Raw genomic sequence first — 22625 nt, forward strand, 5'->3', positions numbered from 1 at the left:
GACACGGTCGGGGGCTACGAGGCCCGGCTCGCCCCTCGTACCTCCAGCCCGTCGAGCAGCTGGGCCGTGGCCTCGGCGATCATCTCGACCGCCTGGTCGAACACCTCCCTGTTGTGCGCGGCCGGTGCCCGGAACCCGGACACCTTCCGGACGTACTGCAGGGCGGCGGCGTGGATCTCGTCCTCCGTCGCCTGCTCGGGCAGCGCGGGCGGACGCAGCGTCTTGATACTCCGGCACATGTCACCAGTCTCCCTCTGCTCCTCGACAGTCTCCCCCGGCCACCGGTCCCGTGCCATGATCATCTCCGAGGCGGCCACCCGTATCGTCGGGGCCGACCGACGAGAGGAACCACAGCCTCATGTGGTCGAGGAGACCGCGGCCGTCAGCAGCGCCTGCGGCGCCCCCGCCGACCCCGCCCGGGCCCTCGCCCGGTACGACGCCTGCCCGCCCGCCACGAAGTCCTCCATGCGGCGGGACGACGAGGCGGGCCGCCCGCTCGAACTCGACGTGATCGGCGGGGCGTTGCTGCGGGCGGCCGAGCGGCACGGGGCGCCGGTGCCGGTGACCGCCCGCCTCGTGCGGGGAGTTGCGGGAGGGCGCTACCCGGTGGCCGCGGGGCGCAGGTCGACGTACCAGTCGTTGGATCGGATCGGGTTCCCCTTCGGGTACTCGAAGTCGGCCTGGCCGAGCAGGGTGAACCCGGCCTTGCGGCACACCCCGTTGGACGCGGCGTGGTCCGCCTTGGGGAAGGCGTGCAGGGCCGGGTGGCCACCCTGGCCGGCCTCCTGGCGTACGACCGCCATGAGCGCCCGCGCGGCCTGTGCGGCAAGGCCTCTGCCCTGGAACTCGGAGAGGACCCCCCAGCCCGTCTCCCACACGGTGGTCCCCTGCCACGCGCGCTCCCAGTACCCGATCGTCCCGACGGTCTCCCCGCCCTCCGCCAGCGTCACCCGGTACATGCACCCCGCGCCCAGCTCCAGATACCGCCGGTGCCGGACGGCGAGCTGCTCCTCGGTCTCCGGCCCGCCGAGGTGCTCGGTCATCTCCGGGCTGTTGGTCCGCCGCAGCAGCCAGAAGTCACCCTCCGCCCAGGGCACGAGCCGCACCTGCTCCAGTCGCCGTTCCACACCAGTGAGGTCCATGCGACAACCGTAGAACGAGGGTCTGACATCGATGCTGACACTCAGGTTGCGGTGGCGCGTTCCACCGCCCCGCACTGCGGGTGCCGCCCCCGGCTCTGCTCACTCGCCCCTCGTCCCCCCGGCGCCGAGGGAGCCGGGCGGCCGCCTCCTGAGCCCCTCCGCCACCTAATCGAACGTACGTTCACACGAACAACCCAAAGGAGCTCGCCTCCTAAAATCGAACAGGCGTAGCATTGTCGTGTGGCTAAGACCTATGACTTTCCCAGCGACCTGCGCGCCGGTCAGGAGGAGCTGCATCAGGTCCGGGCCGAGCTGTCGGCCCTGCTGAAGCGGCTCCCCTGGTCGGTGGAGCCCCTGGACGGATTCAGTGACGAGGGTGGCTGGCGCAAGATCGAACGCCCCGCGTCCCCCGGCTGGACGGCCGACGAGCAGGCCGAGGTGGAGAAGCTCCGGCGGCGCGAGCACGAGCTCGCGGTGTTCGTCAGCTGTCACCGCTTCTGGTCGGAGGTGGCCGCCGAGGACCGGGTGGACGCCCGCACCCGCCTCAAGCACGCGCACGAGAGCGCATCCGGCGAGGAGGGCTAGCCCCCAAAGGCCCCCCGGGCACGCGGAAGGGCCTCCGGATCTCTCCGGAGGCCCTTCCGCCTTCTGGTGGGCGCGGACGGTTTCGAACCGCCGACATCCTGCTTGTAAGGCAGGCGCTCTACCCCTGAGCTACGCACCCAGAACGAGTCGACAGCCTACATTGCCCGGGGCGGTCTCCTGCAAACCGGTTGGGGCGGGGCAACCGGCGGAGGTTGTCCCCACGGGAAAGTCACGGTCCGGACGGCGAACTGACAGGCCCGTGTGTTCGTCCTCAACCGGTGGGAGAATGAACACCGGTCAGGGCGAATCACAGCACGGGAGAGGGATGTGACGGCGACACCACCGCAGTCGTACTCGCCGTTGGTGCCGCGCGCACACCGTCCCGCGCTCGAGGACACCGCGAGGGCCGCCGCCAAGGACACCCTCACCCTGCTCGTCCTTCCGCTCCTCGCCGCCCTCGCCCTGCCCGCCGCGTTCGCGGGCGGCGGCACCCGGCGCTGGTTCGGCGGGCGGGCGGAGAGCCAGCGCGCCGAGGCGCAGGCGGCCAAGGACGCGGCGGCGGCCGCGTTCTACGAGCTGGACACCGCCCAGCGGGATCTGCGGATCTCGATAGAGACGATCACGGCGGTCGACGACACCCCGGCCGCCCGGCGCGCGGTCTCCGACTTCGAGGCGATCGGCCGGCGCATCGACGAGGTCAGCAGCCAGTACATCGACGCGGTCGACGCCCATGACCTCGACCGGGACGACCTGGAGGCCTCGGCGGCCACCCGGGCGCGCACCGAGCTGACGAGGGCCAAGGACGAGCTGGTCAACGCGAAGAAGGAGCTGGATCGTTTCACCGAGGGGCTCGGCCCGCTGCTCGGCAAGGCCGAGACCCAGCTGGCCCGGCTCGCGCCCGCCGTGGAGCGGGCCCGGCAGGCGCTGCTGGCCGCCTCGAACGCGCTGGACGCCGTACGCCGGACCGGGCTGCGGGCGGACGACCTGGCCGCGCGCCTCGCCGCCCTCGGCCCCGAGCTGACCATGCTGAACCAGGGCGCCGGCCAGCACGGCGTGCCGCAGACGCTGGAGCGGGCCGAGCGGGTCTCACGGGAGGCCGAGGCGGTCCGCGTGGAGGCCGAGCGGCTGCCGGAGAAGGCCGCGGAGATCGACCACCGGCTGGTGTCGCTGCGTACCCGCGCCCAGGCGCTGACGACCCGTGCCGGGCAGGTGGAGCCGATCCTGAGCGAGCTGCGGCGCCGGTTCACGGCGGCCTGCTGGCAGGACCTGCAGCGAGTGCCCGAGCAGGCCGGTGAGAACGTACGGCAGGCCGAGGCGAAGCTGCGGGAGGCGCAGGCGGCGCGGGACGCGCAGCGCTGGCCCGACGCCACCTCGCTGCTGTCCACGGCGCGGGCGCTGCTGAACACCACCGACGAGGCGGTCTCGGCCGCCGGTGACCGGCTGACCCGGCTGAACGCCGTGCAGAAGGACCCGCGGCAGGAGATCGACCGGACCCGGTTCGCGATCCGGGACGCGCAGCGGCTGGCCATGGCGGGGCGCAACACGCCCGATCCCCGGGACGCGCGCCCGCTGGACGACTCGGTGGCCCGGCTGGAGCGGGCGATCTCCGGTCTGGAGGGCCGCCACCCCGACTACTGGCACTTCCTCACCGAGACGGAGGCGGTCCGGCGGACGGTGGCGGGGGTGGTGGCGCGGATCCGCGAGGAGCGCGGCACCGGCCACTGACATTGCTCCCGTGGCCCGGCGGGCGGATATTGAAGGTATGTACGGCCTCCGTCGGCACGTCCATCCCCCAGGGAGGCGGAGATGGCCTCACACGCACTGCGCACCCCGCCCAAGCGGCGGATCAGGTTCGACGAGCACCTGCCGGTCGACCACCGGCTGAACCTGGTCTACCGGATCGGCGCCGGGCTGATGGGCCTGGGCCTGCTGGTGTTCGGGATCTTCGGCATCATCGACAAGATCGGCTTCTTCGACACCGGTGGGGACGAGGTCTGGAGCCTGAACACCAACGGCGCCCTCAGCTGGCTGTCCGTCGCGGTCGGGCTGCTGCTCTTCGTGGGCATGGTGATCGGCGGGAACGTCGCCTCCACGCTGAACATGACCTTCGGCGTGCTGTTCATCCTCAGCGGCTTCCTGAACATGGCCCTGCTGGAGACGGACTACAACTTCCTGGCCTTCGAGATCCAGAACTGCATGCTCAGCTTCGTGATCGGGATCCTGCTGCTGGTCTTCGGGATGTACGGCAGGGTCGGGTCGGCCCTGCCGCACGACAACCCCTACTGGCGGGCCCGCCACCCCGACCTCGCCGAGGAGCGGGACCGCCACCGGGAGCTCAGGGAGAACTGGCCCCCGTCGTCGCCCCCGTCGTCCGATCAGGTGCGGTAGGCGTAGTAGTACGCGTTCGGGTACGACGCCACGAGGCTCGCCAGCGACCTGCGGAGGGTGTTGTTGGAGTGGTACGTCACGTACGGCACGCCGCCGCTCTTGTACGTGACGATCATCGTGTGGTCCTTGGACCCGTCCCGGTCGAAGTCCATCTGCAGGACGTCACCGACCTCGAGCTGGTAGACGTTGGCCAGCGGGGTGGTCCGCTTGGAGTTCTGGGCGAACCAGGACCACTCGTTGACGCCGACGAACGAGTCCGACTGGATGTCGGCGTTGCCGAACCACTTGGTGTAGTCGTACACGTAGCCGGGGACGTGCTTCCAGCCGCCCGCCTTCAGCGACTGGCTGACGAAGTTGGTGCAGTCGCCGCCCGCGCCGTGGCCGTTGAAGTCCGGGTAGTCCTTGTTGTAGACGTTCCAGTACTTCTCGGCGTAGGTGGCCATCGCCTTGTAGTCGTACGTCGTGCCGGTCTTCGGTGCGGCGGCCGGGTTGCGCGTGGTCGCCGCGCGCGGGGCGTTCGGCATGGTGTCGTCGGCGGTGGTCGCCTTGACGGACGTCGGCTTGGACAGGGTGTTCACCGCGAGACCGCCCTGGTCGGTGTCGCGGATGTCCGTCAGCTGCCAGTTGCCCTGCCGGTCGGCCTTGAAGGTGAGCTCGTGGCCGGCCTGGAAGCCGGTGGTCTTCGGCTGGCTGCCCCGGGCGTTCGCGTAGGTCAGGGTCGTGGTCTCGGTGACCGCGGCCTTGGCCGTACGGCCCGTCACGCGTGTGGCGTTCAGCGTGACGGTGGTGCTGGCCTTGCTGTACTTCTCGCCGGCCTTCGCCAGCCTGTCCTTGCGCTGCCCCAGCGAGGACAGGGTGGAGTCCTCGGTGCGGGCCGTTCCGGAGGACAGCTTGACGTCACCGGAGAAGCCGTTGGTCAGCGGCTTCTCGCGGTCGCCCTGCGCGCCGGTCACCAGGGCGTCGGTGCGGTCGGTGAAGACCGCGTCCGCCAGCCGCTGGAAGGTGGCCTTGGTCTGTGCGTCCACCGTGGGGTCGTCGACGACCGCGGCACCGGCGGACCAGTTGGGCAGCAGCGCCGCTCCCGCTACGACCGAAGCGGCGGCGGCCCCGAATATGGCGGCGCGACGCCGCGTTCGGCTCAATTTCCTTGACTTCACTGATGTTTCCCCTCTTGCCCGGCTGGGGATGCCGGGGAGGGCATCTTTGCATGGCGTGTGTGGCTGTTGTGAAGAGGGTTGCCCCAGTGGGGCCAAGGGAGTTACCCGACCGTCACTTCACCACGGTCGACCAGTCGGGGCTCTGCGCCGGGTCCAGGCTGCGCAGCCGTTCCAGCGTGGCGGGGGACTGCACATCCATCCAGTCGGCCAGCTCCTTGAAGGACACGCATTTGACGTCCTTCTTGGTGCACACGTTCTTGATGACGTCGTCGACGGCGTTCATGTAGATGCCGCCGTTCCAGTTCTCGAAGTGGTTGCCGATGAACATCGGGGCCCGGCTGCCGTAGTACACGCGGTTGAAGCCCGCCATGTAGGCGTCGGTGGTCTGCTGCTGCCACTCGGGGTACTTGACGGGGTCGCCCTCGGTCTGGCCGTTGCTCTGGTTGTAGAGGAAGTTGAAGTCCATGGACAGGGCCTGGATGTCGCCGTACGGGAGCATCTGCAGCGGGAAGTCCCAGAGGCCCTTCTTCTTCGTCGGCCAGATCTGGAAGCCGCCCGGGTTGGACGCGTCGTATCGCCAGCCGTAGCTCTTGGCGGCCTTCAGCAGGTTCGTCTGGCCCTCCAGACAGGGCGCGCGGCCGCCGACGACCTCCTTCTTGAAATCGAAGGGCAGCGGGGCGATGTTCTCGTAGCCGGTGTTGGTCTTCCAGTTCTCGACGAACTCGTAGAACTGGTCGATCTCACTCTTCCACTGTTCGACGCTCCAGTAGCCGCCGCCCTTGGCCTCGCAGAAGTGGCCGTTGAAGTGGGTGCCGATCTCGTTGCCCTCCAGCCAGGCCTTGGAGAGCTGTCCCAGGGTGGTGCGGATGTGCTCGTCGGTGGGGAAGCTGATCGCGGCCGAGCCCTTGGAGTGCATGGGCGGGGAGTACAGGTCCCTCTTGCTCTTGGGCAGCAGGTAGATGCCCGTGAGGAAGAAGGTCATGTGGGCGTTGTACTCCTTGGCCAGCTCACGGTAGTGCTCGAAGAGCCCGTCGTCGCCCGCCAGCGCGCCGTCCCAGGAGAAGACCACGAACTGCGGCGGCTTCTCACCCGGCTTGAGCGGTTCCGGCTTCAACTGCTGTGTCTGCGGGCCGGTGTACGAGGTGGAGCCGTCCCCCAGGACATGGGTCTTGCCGTCCCACTCCGGCTCCTGGGTGGCCTTGACCGTCGTCTTCTTGTCCCCGGAGGACGCGGTCGGCTCGGTGTTGTCCGTGCGGTTGAGCACCAGGTAGCCGGCCACCAGGGACGCGACGACGAGGAGCGCCGCCAGGGTCAGGAACCCTGGGTGGGTGGCGGCGGGACGGCGCGGTGCCGCGGCCTTGCGGCGGCGGCCCGACGGTGACTTCATGTGCGGCTCATTCTCCGGGGTTGGGGACGCGGGGCCCGTTCGGTGATCAGCCGAGCGGACTCATGGCACCTGACCAGATGCCGTACGGGACGCTGTCGTCGGTGGTGCCGGCGAGGCCCTCCAGCGGCTGTGGTTCAAGGCTCTTGGCGAGGTCGATGCGGTAGACGACGACCGCCGTGGACACCGACCGCGCGGTGCCGACGTACCAGGCGGCGGTGTCGTTGCCGGTGGTCCCTGCCTTGCCGGCCGGCGGGGACGAGGCGGATCCGGCCGCCGTGCCCGCCTGCTGCCCGGCGGACACGGGGGAGGGGTGGGCGGTGCGGAAGGAGTCCGCGAGCGCGGAGGTGACCTCCTCGGCCACCTCGGCACGCACCGCCCGGCGAGTGGCAGGGGTGTCCAGGACGACCTTGGAGCCGTTCTTGGTGATCTTCCGCACGGAGTAGGGCTCGGTGTGGTTGCCCGCGGCCGCGAACGTGGAGTAGCCGCTCGCCATCCGGATCGCGCTGGGCGTGGAGCTGCCCAGGGACAGCGCGGGCACCTGGGCGCCGATGCTGGACGACAGGAAGCCGGAGGCCTCCGCGGTCTCACGCACCTTCTCCAGGCCGGTGTCCATGCCGAGTTGCATGAACGGCGTGTTCACCGACAGCTCCAGCGCGCGGTGCAGGGAGATCTGCCCGTAGGACTTCCCCCCGTCGTTCTCGGCGGCGACCCGTTTGCCGTTGCGATCCCAGTAGTAGCCCTCGGGGGTGGTCAGCAGCACCTTGTCGTCGCCGTTGTAGAGCGTCTGGCCGGTGACCTGCGTGGTGTCCCCGTCGCGGGTCTTGTGGATGCCGTTCTCCAGCCCGGCGGCGTACACGAACGGCAGGAAGGCGCTGCCGGCCGGGACGGTGGTGGCGTTGGACTCGTTGTAGCCCTGCGTACGGTGGTCGGGGCCGCCGTAGACGGCGAGGATCCGTCCGTCGGAGGTCACCGACGCGGCGCCGTAGTGTGCGGTCTTCGCCTTCTTCGGCTCGTCCTCGAGGGCCTTCTTGCGGGCCCTGGTGACGGCGTCGGTGAGCTGCTTCTCCCGCTTCTTGTCGAAGGTCGTGTAGATCTGGTAGCCGCCGAGGTCGAAGTCCTTGTCGGAGAGGCCGCCGGCCTTCTTGGCGTACTGGGAGGCGAGTTCGACCAGGTAGTCGCTCTGCTCACCGGTGTCGTACAGCGGGTTGGTCTTCAACGGCTCGGGGAACGTCTTGTACGTGGCCCGCTCGGCCTTCGACAGCTTCCCGATCTCGACCATCCGGTCCAGGGTCCACGACCAGCGCTCGACGGCGCGGGCGCGGTTCTCCTCGTTCAGGGTCGGGTCGTACAGTCCCGCGCCCTTGAGGAGGGAGGCGAGGAACGCGGCCTCGCTGGCGTTGAGCTTGCTGACGTCCTTGCCGTAGTAGGCCTGGGCGGCGCGCTGGATGCCGTAGGTGCCGCGGCCGAACCAGCTGGTGTTGAGGTAGCCCTCCAGGATGTCGTCCTTGCTCAACTGGTTGTCGAGCTTGAGGGCGATCATCGCCTCGGTGAACTTGCGGCTCACCGTCTGATTCTGGTTCAGGTAGACGTTTTTGACGTACTGCTGGGTGATCGTGGAGCCGCCCTGGGTGTCGCCCTGGCCGAGGGTGCGGAACAGGGCGCGGGAGATGCCCTTGAAGGATATGCCGGGGTCGCTGTAGAAGCTCGCGTTCTCGGCCGCGAGGACCGCCCAGCGGACGTCCTCCGGGATGTCCTTCAGCGGCATCGCCTGCCGCTGCACCCAGCCGGTGCGGGCCATGGGCGTCCCGTCGGACCAGAAGAACACGTTGTCCTGCTGGGTGGCGTACGAGTTGAGGTTCTCGGGTATGTCGGTAGCCGCGTAGGCGACGACGAGGAAGACGCTGCTGAGACCCATGGACGCGAGAACGCCTCCCAGGCACTGCCGCCAGGAGGGTATCCAGCGCCGCCAGTCGGCACGGCCCGGGCGCGGGTACTGCGGGCGCAGCTTGCGGGCGTAGGGAGTGACACGAGCCACATACGGGGCCAGTGCGGCGACGAGGGGGGCCAGTCGGGGGCCCAGAGCCGCGGATATTCGGGCGGGGAGGGAAGGACGAGGAGCTTTGCGGCGGTTCTTCGTGGAGCGCGACTTCTGCCGCTCTTCCGACTTGTCCGACACATTAGGTATGTCCGAGACTCGCAGCTGCATGGTCTCGTCCGCCCTGAATGAGGCGGGAACCTTCAACTGCATGGTCTGGTCCGGCTCTTGGGGCTCCTCCCCCTGCCCCACCTGGGTCACTACGTGTCTCCCTCCGCACTTCCGTGTTGCTCGCACAGGCAGACGTACAGACGTACGAGGGTTTGGCATGGTTGCCGTGGACTCGGCTGCAAACCCTGAATCCCCCCGACCTCGCGGTTCATCGCGGCACCCTCAAATTACCAGCGCCCTTCGCAAATTCTCCACATAAGAAATCGACAGAAGTGAACAGGGTCAAAACTCTGGTAGGGACTGCCCGGCATATGAGGATTAACCTGTCGCCATGCCTCGTTACGAGTACCGCTGCCGGACCTGCGGCGACACTTTCGAACTGAGCCGTCCGATGGCGGAGTCCGCCGCCCCCGCCGACTGCCCGGCGGGACACGACGACACTGTGAAGCTTCTCTCAACCATCGCCGTCGGCGGCACGGCGAACGCCCCCGCGCCCAGGTCGGGCGGCGGGGGCGGGGGCGGGGGCGGCTGCTGCGGCGGGGGTTGCTGCGGATGACGCCTGTCACATCCCGCGGGAGCCCTTCAGGAGCTCCCGCAGGATCCGCTCGCCGGCCAGGACGCCCCGCTCGGGCAGGGCGGTGATCCCGGGGGCCGTCCACTCGGTGTCGGCGAGCTCGCCGTGGCCGGGACGCCAGCCGCGGTCGGCGGCCAGCAGCAGGTCGGCGTCGAGCAGGGAGTCACCGGCGGCCAGGATCAGCTCGGCGCCGGTACGTCGGGCCACCTCGCGCACGGCCGCGCTCTTGGTCAGCGGCTTGGGCACGGCGTAGATCTTGCGGCCCTGCAGCGACACCGTCCAGCCCCGGTTCTCCGCCCAGGCGGCGAGCTCCTTCACCCACTCCTCGGGCAGCAGCTCGCGCTCCACGACGAGGTAGGCGAACAGGTCCTCGGCGATCCGGTGCTTGCGCACCCACAGCGGGTCGGCGGTCTGCTCCAGGTGCGCCCGAACCTCCTCGAGCGGCGCGCACTGGTCGGCGAGCCGCGCGGTCACGCCCGCGTGCCAGTCCGGGTCGGAGACCCCGTCGACGAGCAGATGGCCGCCGTTGGCCGTGATCGCGTACTTCGGCGGCGGACCCGGCAGGTTGATGCGCTGGTACTGCTTGCGCGTCCGGGTCGTCGTCGGCATGAACAGCGCCGCGTCCCCCAGGTCGGTCAGCAGCTGCGCCGCCGTCTCCGTCATGAAGGACAGCGGCCTGCTCTCGTGCACCTCCACGCAGAGCAGCCGGGGCGCCCGCGCGTCCGGCATGGTCAGGGCCAGCGCGGCCGCGGAGTAGATCAGCGTACGGTCGAGATCGCTCGCCACCAGCACCGGCATCAGACCGCCACCGCCTTGCCGTCGGCGCCGGTCGCCCCGCGCGTGTACTGGGGGTGGATGAGCCCCACGCAGGTGTACGGCAGGTCGCCGACCTCCTCCACGGGTACTCCCCTGTGCTCCGCGAGCAGCCGTACGTGGTCCAGGTCGGCGCCCGCCCCGGCCTTGGCCAGGATCTTCCACGGCACCCGGCGCAGCAGCACCCGGGTGGTCTCGCCGACGCCGGGCTTGACCAGGTTCACGTCGTGGATGCCGTACTCCTCGCTGATCCGCTCCACGGCCGCCCAGCCCTCCCAGGTCGGCGTGCGGTCACCGGTCAGCAGCTCCTTCGCCGCGGCCTCCACCGCCTCCGCGACCTCCGGGAAGCGGGCGGAGACGGCGTCCAGGAAGGCCACGGACACATCCGCGCCGGCCAGCTCGCGGTAGAACTTCGCCCCGTGGAAGTCGTCCGGGCCGACCAGGTCCGCCCGCAGCACGGTCCGTGAGACGAGTCCCGACACGGTCGAGTTGAGACACGCGGACGGGATCAGGAAGTCCTCGCGGGTGCCGAACGTCCGCACGCACGAACCCGGGTCGGCCAGCACCGCGATCTCCGGGTCGAAGCCGGCCGCGCCGCCCTCCGCCTCGAACTCCTCGATCGCCGCGGCGAGTTCCCGGGTGATGGCTCCCTTGCCGGTCCAGCCGTCCACGAACACCACGTCCCGCGGGTCGTGATGGGCCGCCAGCCAGCGCAGCGCGTTGGCGTCGATGCCCCGGCCACGCACGATCGACACGGCGTAGTGCGGCAGGTCGAGGCCGTGCCGGTACTGCGCCCAACGGCGCATCAGCACACCCACCGGCGTCCCGGCGCGGGCCAGCGAGACGAGCACGGGCCTCGGCGACCGCTCGGCGATCACGATCTCGGTCACCGCCCCGACGGCCTGCGCGAGACGAGCCGCCGAGGTCTCCAGGGCCGCGTGGAACAGCTCCTGGTACTGCTCGCTCGGCTGGTACTCCACCGGCAGCGACTCGGCGTAGTGCGCGCCGCCGCTCTGGATGGCCTCCTCGCGCTCCTCGGTCGGCGCCTCCAGCGTCACGTCCGAGAGGTCCTGGAGCAGCCAGCCGACCTCCTCCGGCGCGTACGAGGAGAAGGCGGGGCCGCGAAGGGGCTCGGGCAGCATGGCGGGTCTCTTTTCGGGCAGTGCGGCTGCGTACAGCGGCTCGGGGACGTACGACGGTACGACCGCGAGGACCACGTGCGGGGTGTGCGCGGCGAGCTGGGCCAGGAGGCCGTCGGGAGCGTGCAGGGCGGGCGTGTCGGCGACCGAGTCGACGACCGCGATCACGGCGTCGAAGCCGCCGCCTGCGACGTTATAGGCAAAACGCTCGCCGGGGCCGTCGGCCGGGTCGTCGTGCGCCGGGAAAACGATTCGGCTGCGGATCGCGTACCCGGGGTCGTCGACCGCGAGGACGGGCGAGCGGGTGGTGGTCGAGTAGCGCACCTCGGCGGGCACGAGCTGCTCCAGCTCGCGGGCGAGTCTGAGCGGGGCGTACATCAGCTCCTCGAAGCCGAGGACGTGCACCCGGTGCGCGTCCTCGGGCAGCGCCTCGGCGAGCCTCGCGGCCATCGCGGGGAGGGCGGCCTCCAGTCGTGTGCGGTGCGCCGGGGTGAAGCCGTGGCGGCCGCCGTCGGGGAGGCCTCGGGGCCAGTGCAGTTCGACTCGCTTGTGCGTCGGGTGCGGGGCGGTGGGGGCCGGGGTGTGACGGTCGTGCTTCGCCACCAGGTCCCGGCCCTTTTCCAGCACCCCCGCGGGCAGGCGGACGGTGCCCGAGGCCGCCGCCACCAGGTCCACCCTCGCGCCGATCTCCCGTGCGAAGTGCTCTAGGCGGCCCGCGTCCTCCGGTGAGCGCATGTCGACCAGGGCGACGATCACGTACCGTCGGCGCGGGTAGCGCCCGTGCAGATCGCGGATGGTGTTCATGACGGTGTTGCCGGTGGAGAACTCGTCGTCGACCAGCACCAGCGGGCCGCTACCGACCAGCAGGGCCGGATCCTCCGGCAACAGCAGATGCGAGGTGGCGTGGGAGTGGGACTCCTCGAAGCCGCCCGCCGCCGCGACGCCCGCGACCGGGCGGCGGGTGGAGTGCAGACAGGGGGCGGTGCCGAGGCCGTCGGCGACGGAGTGGCCGAGGCCGGTGGCGGTCTCCGCGTAGCCGAGCACGACGGCGTCGGCCGCCTCCGCGCCGAGCAGCTCTCGCACCTGGCGGCCGAGCGCGTGGCCGTAGCCGTAGACCACGGACGGGGACTGCGGGACGTGCTTGCCCAGCACGTTGGAGACCAGCAGATGCGCCCGCTTGGGGTTGCGGCGCAGGGCCAGCCCCAGCAGGTCGCTGAGCGTGTCGTCCCCCACGAGCTCGAGACCGAGTCGCTCGGCGACCCAGCTCCCGGACCAGACCCCGTTGTTCACTTCGTTGTTCATGCGTCCCTAGAGAGTGAGGCGAGTTAGCCGGGTATGCCGGCGGCGAGCAGGTCGACGAAACTGACGTCCTCGTTGGCCACACCGAACACCTCGGCGCGCAGCATGGTCCGCTCGGCCCAGGCGCGGTGCGGCTTCACCTCGTTCATCTTGTTCGTGTACTGGGACCTGAGGACACCCCCACCACCGCGTTCCGGCCGCAGGATGTCCGCCGCGTCGCTGTACTCCTCGTGGCTGACGACGGACAGTGCGTGCACGGCCGGCACGTGCGAGGGGTGGATGCAGGTCTTGCCGAGCAGGCCGTTGGCCTGGTCGAGGGAGATCTCGCGCAGCAGCCCGTCCATGGCGTGCTCTATCAGTTTCTCGCGCAGTTCCACGGCCTGTCCCTCCAGGAAGGGGCTGTGCCGCAGCATCGGCTTGAACATGCGCTCGGGGACGCGGAAGTACTCCCACACCGGCCCGGTCACCGTGAAACCGGTGCCGTCGGCGCGGCCCAGCATGTTCACCACGTCGGCGATCACGGAGGCGACGATCTGGACGTCGTAGGCGGTCATGTCGGGCGCGCGACGCAGGCCGTACGAGGAGCAGAAGTCGGTCACCCCGAGTCGCAGCGCTAGCACGCGGTGGCGGTACTTGTCCACGGCCCGGGCGATGCCCTCCAGGGCGTCGACGCGGGACTCGCGGTACATCAGCTCGGGGGTCTCCAGCACGGGCATGCCGAACAGCCGGCGGCCGCTCGCGTGCTCGGCGGCGGCGAGGGCCTCCAGGAAGGGGATGCCGCGTTCCTCGGTGAACTTCGGGAACACGAACCCGCTCAGCAGCCTCGTCGTGGCTCCCAGCCGCTGCACCAGGTCGGGGATCTGCTCGGGGGTGCGCACCCGGATGAAGAGCAGCGGCAGTTCCTCTCCCCGTTCGGCACGTCCGGCGAGGTCGGCGAACTGCTGGACGAGGTTCTCCTCGCCGGCCAGGACGTCCTCGTCGCCGATGGAGTCCTCCAGGCACAGCACCATCGAGACCACACCGCGCCCGGTCTGTTTGACGATGTCGTCGGCCAGCCTCGACCGCGTGGCCGGGCTGTAGAGCGTGGCACCCAGGGCCGCGGCGAGCAGCCTGGCCGGGGAGTCCGCGTCGAAGACGCACGGCTCCCGGTGGAAGAGGCGCTGACGCACTTCCGGGGCGAGGTGCCCGAAATGACGCATAAATCTCCCCCGTGTTGCAACGTAAGTCTGTGGATTTCACCAAGAGGTGGCCGGTAATAGTACGTAGAAGTCCATGTCATGGGTTCCCTCGGGGCATGAATTTCAGGTAACTCGCCCGTGTGGGTTCCCCTGTGTGACCGTGTACCCCGCGTTGTCGTGATCAGGACCGAGAGGGCAGGATGACCGCATGACGCACGCGATGTTGAAGGGGTCCAACGTCCCGCTCAAGGCCACGACGGTGCGCGCCGTGCTGCGCTGGACGCCCGGGCAGGGAGTCCCGGACGTCGACGCCTCAGCGCTGCTCCTCGGCCCCGACGGTCGTGTGCGCTCCGACGAGGACTTCGTCTTCTACAACCAGCCCCGGCACCCTTCCGGGAAGGTCTGGCGGCTCGGCAAGAAGCGGGTCGCCGAGGGCCTCACCGACACCATCCAGACGGATCTGGCCGGTGTCGAGCCCGGTGTCAGCCAGATTCTCCTGGTCGCTTCGGCCGACGGTGCCGCCTTCGACACCGTGCGTTCCCTCAGCATCCTGCTCTACGACGCGTCGACCGAGGGCGAGCCGATCGCGACCTTCGACATCCGCCCCGAGACGGGTGAGGAGACGGCCCTGATCTGCGGCGAGCTGTACCGGCGTGGCGAGGGCTGGAAGTTCCGCGCCCTGGGCGAGGGCTACTCCAACGGCCTCAAGGGCCTGGCGACGGACTTCGGCATCTCGGTCGACGAGTCGGAGGAGACACCGGACACCGCGGACCCGGCTCCTCTCCCGCCCACCCCGAGCCTCTCCCAGCCCTTGCCTCCGGAGCAGCCGACGTCGGCGGTCCCCCAGCAGCCGCAGCAGCCGGCGTACGGCTATCCGTCCAACCTCCCGACGCATGGCTACGCGTACCCGGACGGTTCCTTCCAGCTGCCGCCGCAGGGCCCGCAGTTCATCGGGCGCTGAGGGGAGCTCCGCACGGCGGGGGCGTTCGACGGGGCGCTACTTGTCCACCTTCTTGTAACCGCGCCCCCACTGCAGTCCCCACCCGTACAGCCGGTCCAGCTCGGCCTGGAACCCGTACACGAACCGCACCTCCCGCCGCACCATCAGCTCCCCCTTCACGTTCTCGATCATCACCACCGCACACGAGCGGGCCTGGGGATGCCGCTCGTCGAGACCTATCTCGATCCGCGGCCCGTTGCTGGGATACAGCGTCACGATCGCGTGCGTCCGGTCGAAGGCCGGCGTCTGGTCGTAGATGTAGACGAAGACCAGCAGCCGCTTGATGTCGTCCCGGTGGTCGAGGTTGACGTACATCGTCTCCCCGGACGCCGACCCGAACCGGTCGTCCCCGCTGAGCTTGACGTACGGCGGCGCGTTGACGTCCCCCAGCAGGCCGCCCAGCGGCTGTACGACCCCCTTCGTCCCGTCGGCCAGCTCATACAGACAGCCGAGGTCGAGGTCGACGTTGACCATGCTCTGGCTGTGCCCGATGACCTCCGGCGGCCGCAGCGCCTTGAAGGGGTGCCGCAGCAGACTCTCCCGTTGCGGTCCGCCGATGTCGGACGTCCGCATCCGCCAGGTGAGGTTGACCCGCAGGTTCCCCGTGGCCGCGCCCTGCTTGGTCAGGGACACCTGGTGATGCCGTTTGGTCAGCTCGATCGCGTTGGTCGCCGCGCTGCCTGAGTCGAACTCGGCCGTACGGCTGCCGAGCAGCCCGTCGAAGATGCCCATTCCCGCCCCCACGTCTCTCACACGACAAACCGGCGGGGCGGCCGCGGAGGACAGTGTCCTCACCGGCCGCCCCGCAAAGAGCGTTCCTCGGCGGAACCCGGTTCACACGGCCGGGCTCTCGCGGAGTGTCTCAGACCCCGGACGAGACCTCGGTCTTGTCGTCCGAGCCCTCCGCCTCTGCCGCTGCCAGTGCCCTGTTGCGACGCACGGAGGACCAGAAGGACCAGGCGATCAGGACGACCCCGACGAGACCGGTGACGACCTCGTTGATCTCGTACTGGATGGTGACCATCAGGATGACGGCCAGAGCGCCGATCGCGTAGTGGGCGCCGTGCTCCAGGTAGACGTAGTCGTCCAGGGTGCCCTGGCGGACCAGGTAGACCGTCAGCGACCGGACGTACATCGCGCCGATGCCGAGGCCCAGCGCCATCAGCACGATGTCGTTGGTGATCGCGAACGCGCCGATCACGCCGTCGAAGGAGAAGGACGCGTCGAGGACCTCGAGGTAGAGGAACATGAAGAACGCGGCCTGGCCGGCGAGCAGCACCGCGGACTTCGGCTTGCCCGACCGCGCGGCCTCCTCCTCCGCCTCGTGTTCGCGCTCCTCCTCTTCTTCGAGTTTGTCCTCGAAGTAGCCGGAGAGACCGCCGACGACCATGTACGTGATCAGACCGGCGATACCGGCGATCAGGACGGTCTGGGCCTTGTCGACATGCCCGCCGCCGTGCTGGTGGGCGTGGGTGGCGAAGGTGAAGGAGGTGGTGAGCAGGACGACCAGGGCGATGCAGACCGACAGCATGTCGACCTTGCCGAGCTTGGCGAGCGGGCGCTCGATCCAGCGCAGCCACTGGATGTCCCGGTCCTCGAAGATGAAGTCGAGGAAGATCATCAGCAGGAACATGCCACCGAAGGCGGCGATCGCCGGATGGGCGTCGGTGACGAGTTCCTGGTAGCGGTCCTTGTTGTTGAGCGCGAGGTCGACGGCCTCGATCGGGCCCATCTTGGCGCTGATCGCGACGATCACGACGGGGAAGATCAGCCGCATGCCGAAGACCGCGATGAGGACGCCGACGGTGAGGAAGATCTTCTGCCAGAAGGCGTTCATCTTCTTCAGGATTCCGGCGTTGACCACCGCGTTGTCGAATGACAGCGAGATCTCGAGGATGGAGAGGATCGCCACGATGCCGAAGGCCTCCCACCCCCCGTAGATGACCGCAGCGGCCAGGCCGAGCGCGGTAATCGCGAACGACCAGCCGAAGGTTTTCAGAAGCACTGGCTACCCAATCGTGTGTTGGGGGTCCCCCCGAGTGAAGCTTGGGAGAGGGTCTCCCCCGCGCCGTACTCGGCTTTACAAAACGTTGACCTTGCGGAGCAAGTCTAGAGGCGGCGGCCCCGGAGGGCACCGGCACCCCCATACCGGTCGGTAGCAGCGCTTCCGGGGGAGGTGACGGGCCGGCTAGGAGACGTTGACGCCGAAGTCGAGGGCGATGCCCCTGAGGCCGGACGCGTACCCCTGGCCCACCGCCCTGAACTTCCACTCGCCCTGGTAGCGGTAGAGCTCGCCGAAGATCATCGCGGTCTCCGTGGACGCGTCCTCGCTCAGGTCGTAGCGGGCGAGTTCCTGGCCGTCGGCCTGGTTGACGACGCGGATGAAGGCGTTGGAGACCTGGCCGAAGGTCTGGCCGCGGGCGTCGGCGTCATGGATGGAGACCGGGAAGACGATCTTGTCGCACTGGGCGGGCACCTTGGAGAGGTCCACCAGGATCGACTCGTCGTCGCCGTCGCCCTCACCGGTGAGGTTGTCGCCGGTGTGTTCGACGGAGCCGTCGGGGCTCTTGAGCTGGTTGTAGAAGACGAACCAATCGTCCCCCAGCACCCGCCCGCTGTTGCACAACAGCGCGCTGGCGTCGAGGTCGAAGGGGGCTCCGGTGGTGGAGCGGGCGTCCCAGCCGAGCCCGACCATCACCTGCGTGAGGTTCGGCGCGGCCTTGGACAGGGAGACGTTGCCCCCCTTGGCGAGCGTGACACCCATCTTGCTGGTCCTCCCCTAGGTGGTGCTCAGGTCCTGCTTCTTCGGTTGTCCTGCGCGTCCGGCGCCGCCCCCAAACGGTGCGGCGCCGGACATGGGTGAAGCGATCGGGCGCCCCGGACTCAGACGTTGACGCCGAAGTCCTGGGCGATACCGCGCAGGCCCGAGGCGTACCCCTGGCCGATGGCGCGGAACTTCCACTCCGCGCCGTGCCGGTAGAGCTCGCCGAAGACCATGGCGGTCTCGGTCGAGGCGTCCTCGCTCAGGTCGTAGCGGGCGATCTCCGCCTCGCCGGCCTGGTTCACCACGCGGATGAACGCGTTGCGGACCTGGCCGAACGACTGCTGGCGGTTCTCGGCGTCGTAGATCGACACCGGGAAGACGATCTTCTCGACGTCGGCCGGCACCGCCGCGAGGTTGACCTTGATCTGCTCGTCGTCGCCCTCGCCCTCACCGGTGATGTTGTCCCCGGTGTGCTCCACAGAGCCGTCGGGGCTCTTGAGGTTGTTGAAGAACACGAAGTTCGCGTCACTGCCGACCTTGCCGGAGTTGTTCAGCAGCAGCGCGCTCGCGTCCAGGTCGAAGTCGGTGCCGGTCGTGGTGCGGACGTCCCACCCCAGACCGACGATGACCGCGGTCAGGCCGGGGGCCTCCTTGGTCAGCGATACGTTGCCGCCCTTGCTGAGGCTGACTCCCACGAGTCCTCCATTGGTGTCCAGGGGCGGGGAGCCCCGTCGTGCGTTGGATATCGGATCAACGAGTCGATCCTAGTGACGGGTTCCCGCCCCCCGCAGGCCCTGGAGCCGATGAATCACAGGTGTCGGTGACAACTGGGGCCCAAGGGGCTCAGAGGGTGTCGAGTGCCTTGACGTACTCGCCGAGGTCGCGGGCGTCCGGCAGCGCGTTGACGACGGTCCAGCGGACCACGCCCTCCTTGTCGATGACGAAGGTGCCGCGCACCGCGCAGCCCTTGTCCTCGGCGAAGACGCCGTAGGCGCGGGAGACCTCGCCGTGCGGCCAGAAGTCGCTGAGCAGCGGGTACTCCAGGCCCTCCTGCTCGGCGAAGACGCGCAGGGTGTGGATGGAGTCGTTGGAGACGGCGAGCACCTGGGTGTCGCGGTCGGCGAACTTCGGCAGGTTGTCGCGCACCTCGCACAGCTCGCCGGTGCACACGCCGGTGAAGGCGAAGGGGTAGAAGAGCAGGACGACGTTCTTTGCGTCCCTGCCGCCCCGGAAGTCGGAGAGCTTCACGGCCCTGCCGTGGTTGTCCTTGAGCTCGAAGTCGGGGGCCTTGTCGCCGACCTGGATCGCCATCGCGGGGATGTCCCTTCGGGTGGGGCTGTCTGGGTGAGAACACCCTACGCAGCGGCCCCCGGAAGCCGACGGACGGGCCGAACACGAAGGCTCGGCCCGTCCGGGGTCACATCACTGCCTGGACTTCACCGCTGGGACTTCACTTCTTGGACTTGGCGGCCTTGGGCGTCACCAGCCGGCTGCCGCTCCAGTCCTTGCCCACGCTGACGCTCTTGGAGGCGGAGAGACCCGCCGTCGTCGCGGCTTCAGAGATGTCGCTCGGCTCCACGTAGCCGTCACGGCCGGTCTTCGGCGTGAGGAGGAGGATCGAGCCGCCTTCTTCGATGTACGTGGTGGCGTCCACCAGCGCATCCGTCAGGTCGCCGTCCTCGTCGCGGAACCACAGCACCACGGCGTCGGCCACGTCGTCGTAGTCCTCGTCCACCAGGTCACTGCCGATGACTTCCTCGATGGACTCGCGGAGCTCCTGATCGACGTCGTCGTCGTAGCCGATCTCCTGGACCACCTGCTCGGGCTGGAAACCCAGCCTGACGGCAGGGCTCGTCCGTTCCTCCGCGTGGTCCGCGGTCGCGCTCACGGGTTGCCTCCTGATCATGTCTTGGGAATAACTCAGCCACGCGCGTGCGCGAAGCATTGGCCGTAGTCCACACGGGCGGGGCGGATCGCGCAAGTACCCGGCGGTTCAGACCGCCGAAACGGTGACGATCCTGGCCGTGTCGACGCAACTTCAGGCACGAGATCGGGACGGATGGTGACGTACACCACACCAATCTGCCCTGTTTGCGTATTTGAGAACCATCCAAGGGTACGAGATTCGAACGACTGATGGTTACCTCGGGGTAGAGATGACGTTTGCGCCCCCGAGGTACACGATGGGGTCGGTGCAGTTACTGGAGAACAGACAGCGAGAGTAAGGAACAGCGTGGCTTCCGGATCCGATCGCAACCCGATCATCATTGGCGGCCTTCCGAGTCAGGTTCCTGACTTCGATCCCGAGGAAACCCAGGAGTGGCTCGACTCCCTCGACGCCGCCATCGACGAGCGCGGCCGGGAGCGGGCCCGCTACCTCATGCTGCGCCTGATCGAGCGGGCCCGCGAGAAGCGCGTGGCCGTGCCCGAGATGCGCAGCACGGACTACGTCAACACCATCCCCACCAGGGCCGAGCCCTTCTTCCCGGGCAACGAGGAGATCGAGCGCCGGATCCTCAACGCGACCCGCTGGAACGCGGCCGTGATGGTCTCCAGGGCCCAGCGGCCCGGCATCGGCGTCGGCGGCCACATCGCCACCTTCGCGTCCTCGGCGTCGCTCTACGACGTCGGCTTCAACCACTTCTTCCGCGGCAAGGACGAGGGCGACGGCGGCGACCAGGTCTTCTTCCAGGGCCACGCCTCCCCGGGCATCTACGCCCGCGCGTTCCTGCTCGACCGGCTCAGCGAGCAGAACCTGGACGCGTTCCGCCAGGAGAAGTCGAAGGCGCCGCACGGGCTGTCCTCGTACCCGCACCCGCGGCTGATGCCCGACTTCTGGGAGTTCCCGACCGTGTCGATGGGCCTCGGCCCGATCGGCGCGATCTACCAGGCGCGGATGAACCGCTACATGCACGCGCGCGGGATCGCCGACACCTCGAAGTCGCATGTGTGGGCGTTCCTCGGCGACGGCGAGATGGACGAGCCCGAGTCGCTCGGCCAGCTGACCATCGCCGCCCGAGAGGGCCTGGACAACCTGACCTTCGTGGTCAACTGCAACCTGCAGCGGCTCGACGGCCCGGTGCGCGGCAACGGCAAGGTCATCCAGGAACTGGAGTCGGTCTTCCGGGGCGCCGGCTGGAACGTGATCAAGCTGATCTGGGACCGCACCTGGGACCCGCTGCTCGCGCAGGACCGGGACGGCATCCTGGTCAACAAGATGAACACGACCCCGGACGGTCAGTTCCAGACGTACGCCACCGAGTCCGGCGCGTACATCCGCGAGCACTTCTTCGGTGACGACCACCGGTTGCGCGCGATGGTCCAGGGCATGACCGACGACCAGGTGCTGCACCTGGGCCGCGGCGGCCACGACCACAAGAAGATCTACGCGGCGTTCAAGGCGGCCGTGGAGCACACCGGCCAGCCGACGGTGATCCTCGCCAAGACCGTCAAGGGCTGGACGCTGGGCCCGAACTTCGAGGGCCGCAACGCCACGCACCAGATGAAGAAGCTGACGGTCGCCGACCTCAAGGGCTTCCGCGACCGACTGCACCTGCCGATCTCCGACAAGGAGCTGGAGTCCGGCGCGCCGCCGTACTACCACCCGGGCCGGGACTCGGAGGAGATCCAGTACATGCACGACCGCCGCAAGGGTCTCGGCGGTTACGTGCCGACGCGCGTCGTGCGCTCCAAGCCGCTCGCGCTGCCGGACGACAAGACGTACGCGACCGTGAAGAAGGGCTCGGGCCAGCAGTCGATCGCCACGACCATGGCGTTCGTACGGCTGCTCAAGGACCTCATGCGGGACAAGGAGCTCGGCAAGCGGTTCGTGCTGATCGCGCCGGACGAGTACCGCACGTTCGGCATGGACTCGTTCTTCCCTAGCGCGAAGATCTACAACCCGCTGGGCCAGCAGTACGAGGCCGTGGACCGGGACCTGCTCCTGGCCTACAAGGAGTCGCCGACGGGCCAGATGCTGCACGACGGCATCTCGGAGGCCGGCTGCACGGCGTCGCTGATCGCGGCGGGTTCGGCGTACGCCACCCACGGCGAGCCGCTGATCCCGGTCTACGTCTTCTACTCGATGTTCGGTTTCCAGCGCACCGGCGACCAGTTCTGGCAGATGTCGGACCAGCTGGCGCGCGGTTTCGTACTGGGCGCGACCGCGGGCCGTACGACGCTGACCGGTGAGGGTCTGCAGCACGCGGACGGCCACTCGCAGTTGCTCGCCTCGACGAACCCGGGCTGTGTCGCCTACGACCCGGCCTACGGTTTCGAGATCGCGCACATCGTGCAGGACGGCCTCAGGAGGATGTACGGCAGCTCCGCCGAGCACCCGCACGGCGAGGACGTCTTCTACTACCTCACGGTCTACAACGAGCCGATCCAGCACCCGGCCGAACCGGAGAACGTGGACGTCGACGGCATCCTGAAGGGCATCCACCGCTTCAGCGCGGGCACCTCGGGCCAGATCCCGGCGCAGATCATCGCGTCCGGTGTGGCCGTTCCCTGGGCGGTCGAGGCGCAGAAGATCCTCGCCGAGGAGTGGAACGTCAGGGCGGACGTCTGGTCGGCGACCTCCTGGAACGAGCTGCGGCGCGAGGCCGTCGAGGTGGAGCGGCACAACCTGCTGCACCCCGAGGAGGAGCAGCGGGTGCCGTACGTGACGCGGAAGCTGACCGGGGCCGAGGGGCCGTTCGTGGCCGTCTCGGACTGGATGCGGTCGGTGCCGGACCAGATCGCGCGGTGGGTGCCGGGGACGTACCAGTCGCTGGGCGCCGACGGTTTCGGCTTCGCCGACACCCGGGGCGCGGCCCGCCGGTTCTTCCACATCGACGCGCAGTCGGTGGTCGTGGGCGTGCTCACCGAGCTGGCGAGGGAGGGCAAGGTCGACCGTTCGGTGCTGAAGCAGGCGATCGACCGGTACCAGCTGCTGGACGTGTCGGCGGCGGACCCGGGGGCTGCCGGGGGCGACGCGTAGCTCCTGCGCGGC

General features: G+C 69.1%; 20 protein-coding genes, 1 tRNA gene and 1 pseudogene. 7 read left to right on the plus strand and 15 right to left on the minus strand.

Annotated elements, in window-relative coordinates; all coding sequences use genetic code 11:
• Window positions 1-14 precede the first annotated feature (14 nt).
• Window positions 15-239 (minus strand): DUF2277 domain-containing protein, encoded by a 225-nt coding sequence (locus tag ACIBVL_RS03135; protein ID WP_399090840.1) that lies wholly within the window; start codon window positions 237-239, stop codon window positions 15-17.
• A 121-nt stretch (window positions 240-360) separates the two neighbouring features.
• On the opposite strand from ACIBVL_RS03135, the pseudogene ACIBVL_RS03140 reads away from it, so the two are divergent.
• A pseudogene (locus tag ACIBVL_RS03140) lies at window positions 361-591 on the plus strand (ketopantoate reductase family protein); the annotation flags it as partial.
• Between the two features lie 8 nt (window positions 592-599).
• On the opposite strand, the gene ACIBVL_RS03145 reads toward ACIBVL_RS03140, so the two are convergent.
• Window positions 600-1142, minus strand: coding sequence for a GNAT family N-acetyltransferase (locus ACIBVL_RS03145; RefSeq protein WP_399090843.1), 543 nt, complete (start codon window positions 1140-1142; stop codon window positions 600-602).
• A gap of 240 nt (window positions 1143-1382) precedes the next feature.
• Here ACIBVL_RS03145 and ACIBVL_RS03150 point away from each other — a divergent pair, with 240 nt between their 5' ends.
• Window positions 1383-1727, plus strand: coding sequence for a hypothetical protein (locus tag ACIBVL_RS03150; protein ID WP_399090846.1), 345 nt, complete (start codon window positions 1383-1385; stop codon window positions 1725-1727).
• Between the two features lie 64 nt (window positions 1728-1791).
• On the opposite strand, the gene ACIBVL_RS03155 is transcribed toward ACIBVL_RS03150, so the two are convergent.
• Window positions 1792-1866, minus strand: a tRNA-Val gene (locus ACIBVL_RS03155).
• Between the two features lie 188 nt (window positions 1867-2054).
• Here ACIBVL_RS03155 and ACIBVL_RS03160 point away from each other — a divergent pair.
• Both ACIBVL_RS03160 and ACIBVL_RS03165 read left to right on the plus strand, forming a co-directional pair.
• The gene (locus ACIBVL_RS03160) at window positions 2055-3452 is read left to right on the plus strand and encodes a hypothetical protein (protein WP_399090849.1); all 1398 of its coding nucleotides are present in this window, start codon (window positions 2055-2057) and stop codon (window positions 3450-3452) included.
• Window positions 3453-3533: 81 nt separating this feature from the next.
• Window positions 3534-4115, plus strand: coding sequence for a DUF4383 domain-containing protein (locus ACIBVL_RS03165; RefSeq protein ID WP_399090852.1), 582 nt, complete (start codon window positions 3534-3536; stop codon window positions 4113-4115).
• Here the strand turns inward: ACIBVL_RS03165 and ACIBVL_RS03170 are convergent.
• The 3 genes from ACIBVL_RS03170 to ACIBVL_RS03180 form a co-directional block, all read right to left on the minus strand.
• The gene (locus ACIBVL_RS03170; protein ID WP_399090855.1) at window positions 4103-5257 is read right to left on the minus strand and encodes an amidase domain-containing protein; all 1155 of its coding nucleotides are present in this window, start codon (window positions 5255-5257) and stop codon (window positions 4103-4105) included. The two genes, ACIBVL_RS03165 and ACIBVL_RS03170, sit on opposite strands and share 13 nt — an antisense overlap.
• Window positions 5258-5384: 127 nt before the next feature.
• Window positions 5385-6659, minus strand: coding sequence for a hypothetical protein (locus tag ACIBVL_RS03175; RefSeq protein ID WP_399090858.1), 1275 nt, complete (start codon window positions 6657-6659; stop codon window positions 5385-5387).
• A 46-nt stretch (window positions 6660-6705) separates the two neighbouring features.
• Window positions 6706-8907 (minus strand): transglycosylase domain-containing protein, encoded by a 2202-nt coding sequence (locus ACIBVL_RS03180; protein ID WP_399092015.1) that lies wholly within the window; start codon window positions 8905-8907, stop codon window positions 6706-6708.
• A gap of 289 nt (window positions 8908-9196) precedes the next feature.
• On the opposite strand from ACIBVL_RS03180, the gene ACIBVL_RS03185 reads away from it, so the two are divergent.
• Complete coding sequence (locus ACIBVL_RS03185) at window positions 9197-9421, plus strand: zinc ribbon domain-containing protein (protein ID WP_399090861.1); 225 nt, start codon at window positions 9197-9199, stop codon at window positions 9419-9421.
• Between the two features lie 6 nt (window positions 9422-9427).
• On the opposite strand, the gene ACIBVL_RS03190 is transcribed toward ACIBVL_RS03185, so the two are convergent.
• Genes ACIBVL_RS03190 through ACIBVL_RS03200 form a run of 3 tightly spaced genes read right to left on the minus strand, consistent with a single transcriptional unit; the run spans window position 9428 to window position 13889 of the window.
• Window positions 9428-10237: an HAD family hydrolase gene (locus ACIBVL_RS03190; RefSeq protein WP_399090864.1), complete on the minus strand. Its 810-nt coding sequence runs from the start codon at window positions 10235-10237 to the stop codon at window positions 9428-9430.
• Entirely contained in the window at window positions 10237-12693 is a 2457-nt protein-coding gene (locus tag ACIBVL_RS03195; RefSeq protein WP_399090867.1) for a phosphoribosyltransferase, read from the minus strand. Before ACIBVL_RS03195 ends, ACIBVL_RS03190 begins: the two co-directional genes overlap by 1 nt.
• 23 nt (window positions 12694-12716) lie before the next feature.
• Window positions 12717-13889: an HpcH/HpaI aldolase/citrate lyase family protein gene (locus ACIBVL_RS03200; RefSeq protein ID WP_399090870.1), complete on the minus strand. Its 1173-nt coding sequence runs from the start codon at window positions 13887-13889 to the stop codon at window positions 12717-12719.
• Window positions 13890-14076: 187 nt separating this feature from the next.
• Between ACIBVL_RS03200 and ACIBVL_RS03205 the strand changes: the two genes are divergently transcribed.
• Window positions 14077-14829, plus strand: a complete 753-nt coding sequence (locus ACIBVL_RS03205; protein WP_399090873.1) for a TerD family protein — start codon at window positions 14077-14079, stop codon at window positions 14827-14829.
• Between the two features lie 36 nt (window positions 14830-14865).
• Here ACIBVL_RS03205 and ACIBVL_RS03210 read toward each other — a convergent pair whose 3' ends face one another.
• The 6 genes from ACIBVL_RS03210 to ACIBVL_RS03235 all read right to left on the minus strand — a co-directional run bounded on the left by ACIBVL_RS03210 (window position 14866) and on the right by ACIBVL_RS03235 (window position 19520).
• A complete protein-coding gene (locus ACIBVL_RS03210) occupies window positions 14866-15600 on the minus strand; it encodes a Tellurium resistance (RefSeq protein ID WP_399090876.1) in 735 nt (244 codons plus the stop codon).
• Between the two features lie 130 nt (window positions 15601-15730).
• The gene (locus tag ACIBVL_RS03215) at window positions 15731-16873 is read right to left on the minus strand and encodes a DUF475 domain-containing protein (protein WP_399090879.1); all 1143 of its coding nucleotides are present in this window, start codon (window positions 16871-16873) and stop codon (window positions 15731-15733) included.
• A 183-nt stretch (window positions 16874-17056) separates the two neighbouring features.
• A complete protein-coding gene (locus tag ACIBVL_RS03220) occupies window positions 17057-17632 on the minus strand; it encodes a TerD family protein (protein WP_399090882.1) in 576 nt (191 codons plus the stop codon).
• A 119-nt stretch (window positions 17633-17751) separates the two neighbouring features.
• Window positions 17752-18327 carry a calcium homeostasis/redox stress adaptation protein gene (locus ACIBVL_RS03225; RefSeq protein WP_399090884.1) on the minus strand — a complete coding sequence of 192 codons (576 nt, stop codon included), beginning with the start codon at window positions 18325-18327 and terminating at the stop codon, window positions 17752-17754.
• A gap of 148 nt (window positions 18328-18475) precedes the next feature.
• Window positions 18476-18943, minus strand: coding sequence for a peroxiredoxin (locus ACIBVL_RS03230; protein ID WP_399090887.1), 468 nt, complete (start codon window positions 18941-18943; stop codon window positions 18476-18478).
• Window positions 18944-19082: 139 nt separating this feature from the next.
• The gene (locus ACIBVL_RS03235) at window positions 19083-19520 is read right to left on the minus strand and encodes a DUF3052 domain-containing protein (protein ID WP_399090890.1); all 438 of its coding nucleotides are present in this window, start codon (window positions 19518-19520) and stop codon (window positions 19083-19085) included.
• A 345-nt stretch (window positions 19521-19865) separates the two neighbouring features.
• Between ACIBVL_RS03235 and aceE the strand changes: the two genes are divergently transcribed.
• Complete coding sequence (gene aceE / locus ACIBVL_RS03240) at window positions 19866-22613, plus strand: pyruvate dehydrogenase (acetyl-transferring), homodimeric type (RefSeq protein ID WP_399090893.1); 2748 nt, start codon at window positions 19866-19868, stop codon at window positions 22611-22613.
• The last annotated feature ends 12 nt before the right edge of the window (window positions 22614-22625 follow it).

The organism is Streptomyces sp. NPDC049687 (assembly GCF_044465285.1).
Lineage (GTDB): Bacteria > Actinomycetota > Actinomycetes > Streptomycetales > Streptomycetaceae > Streptomyces.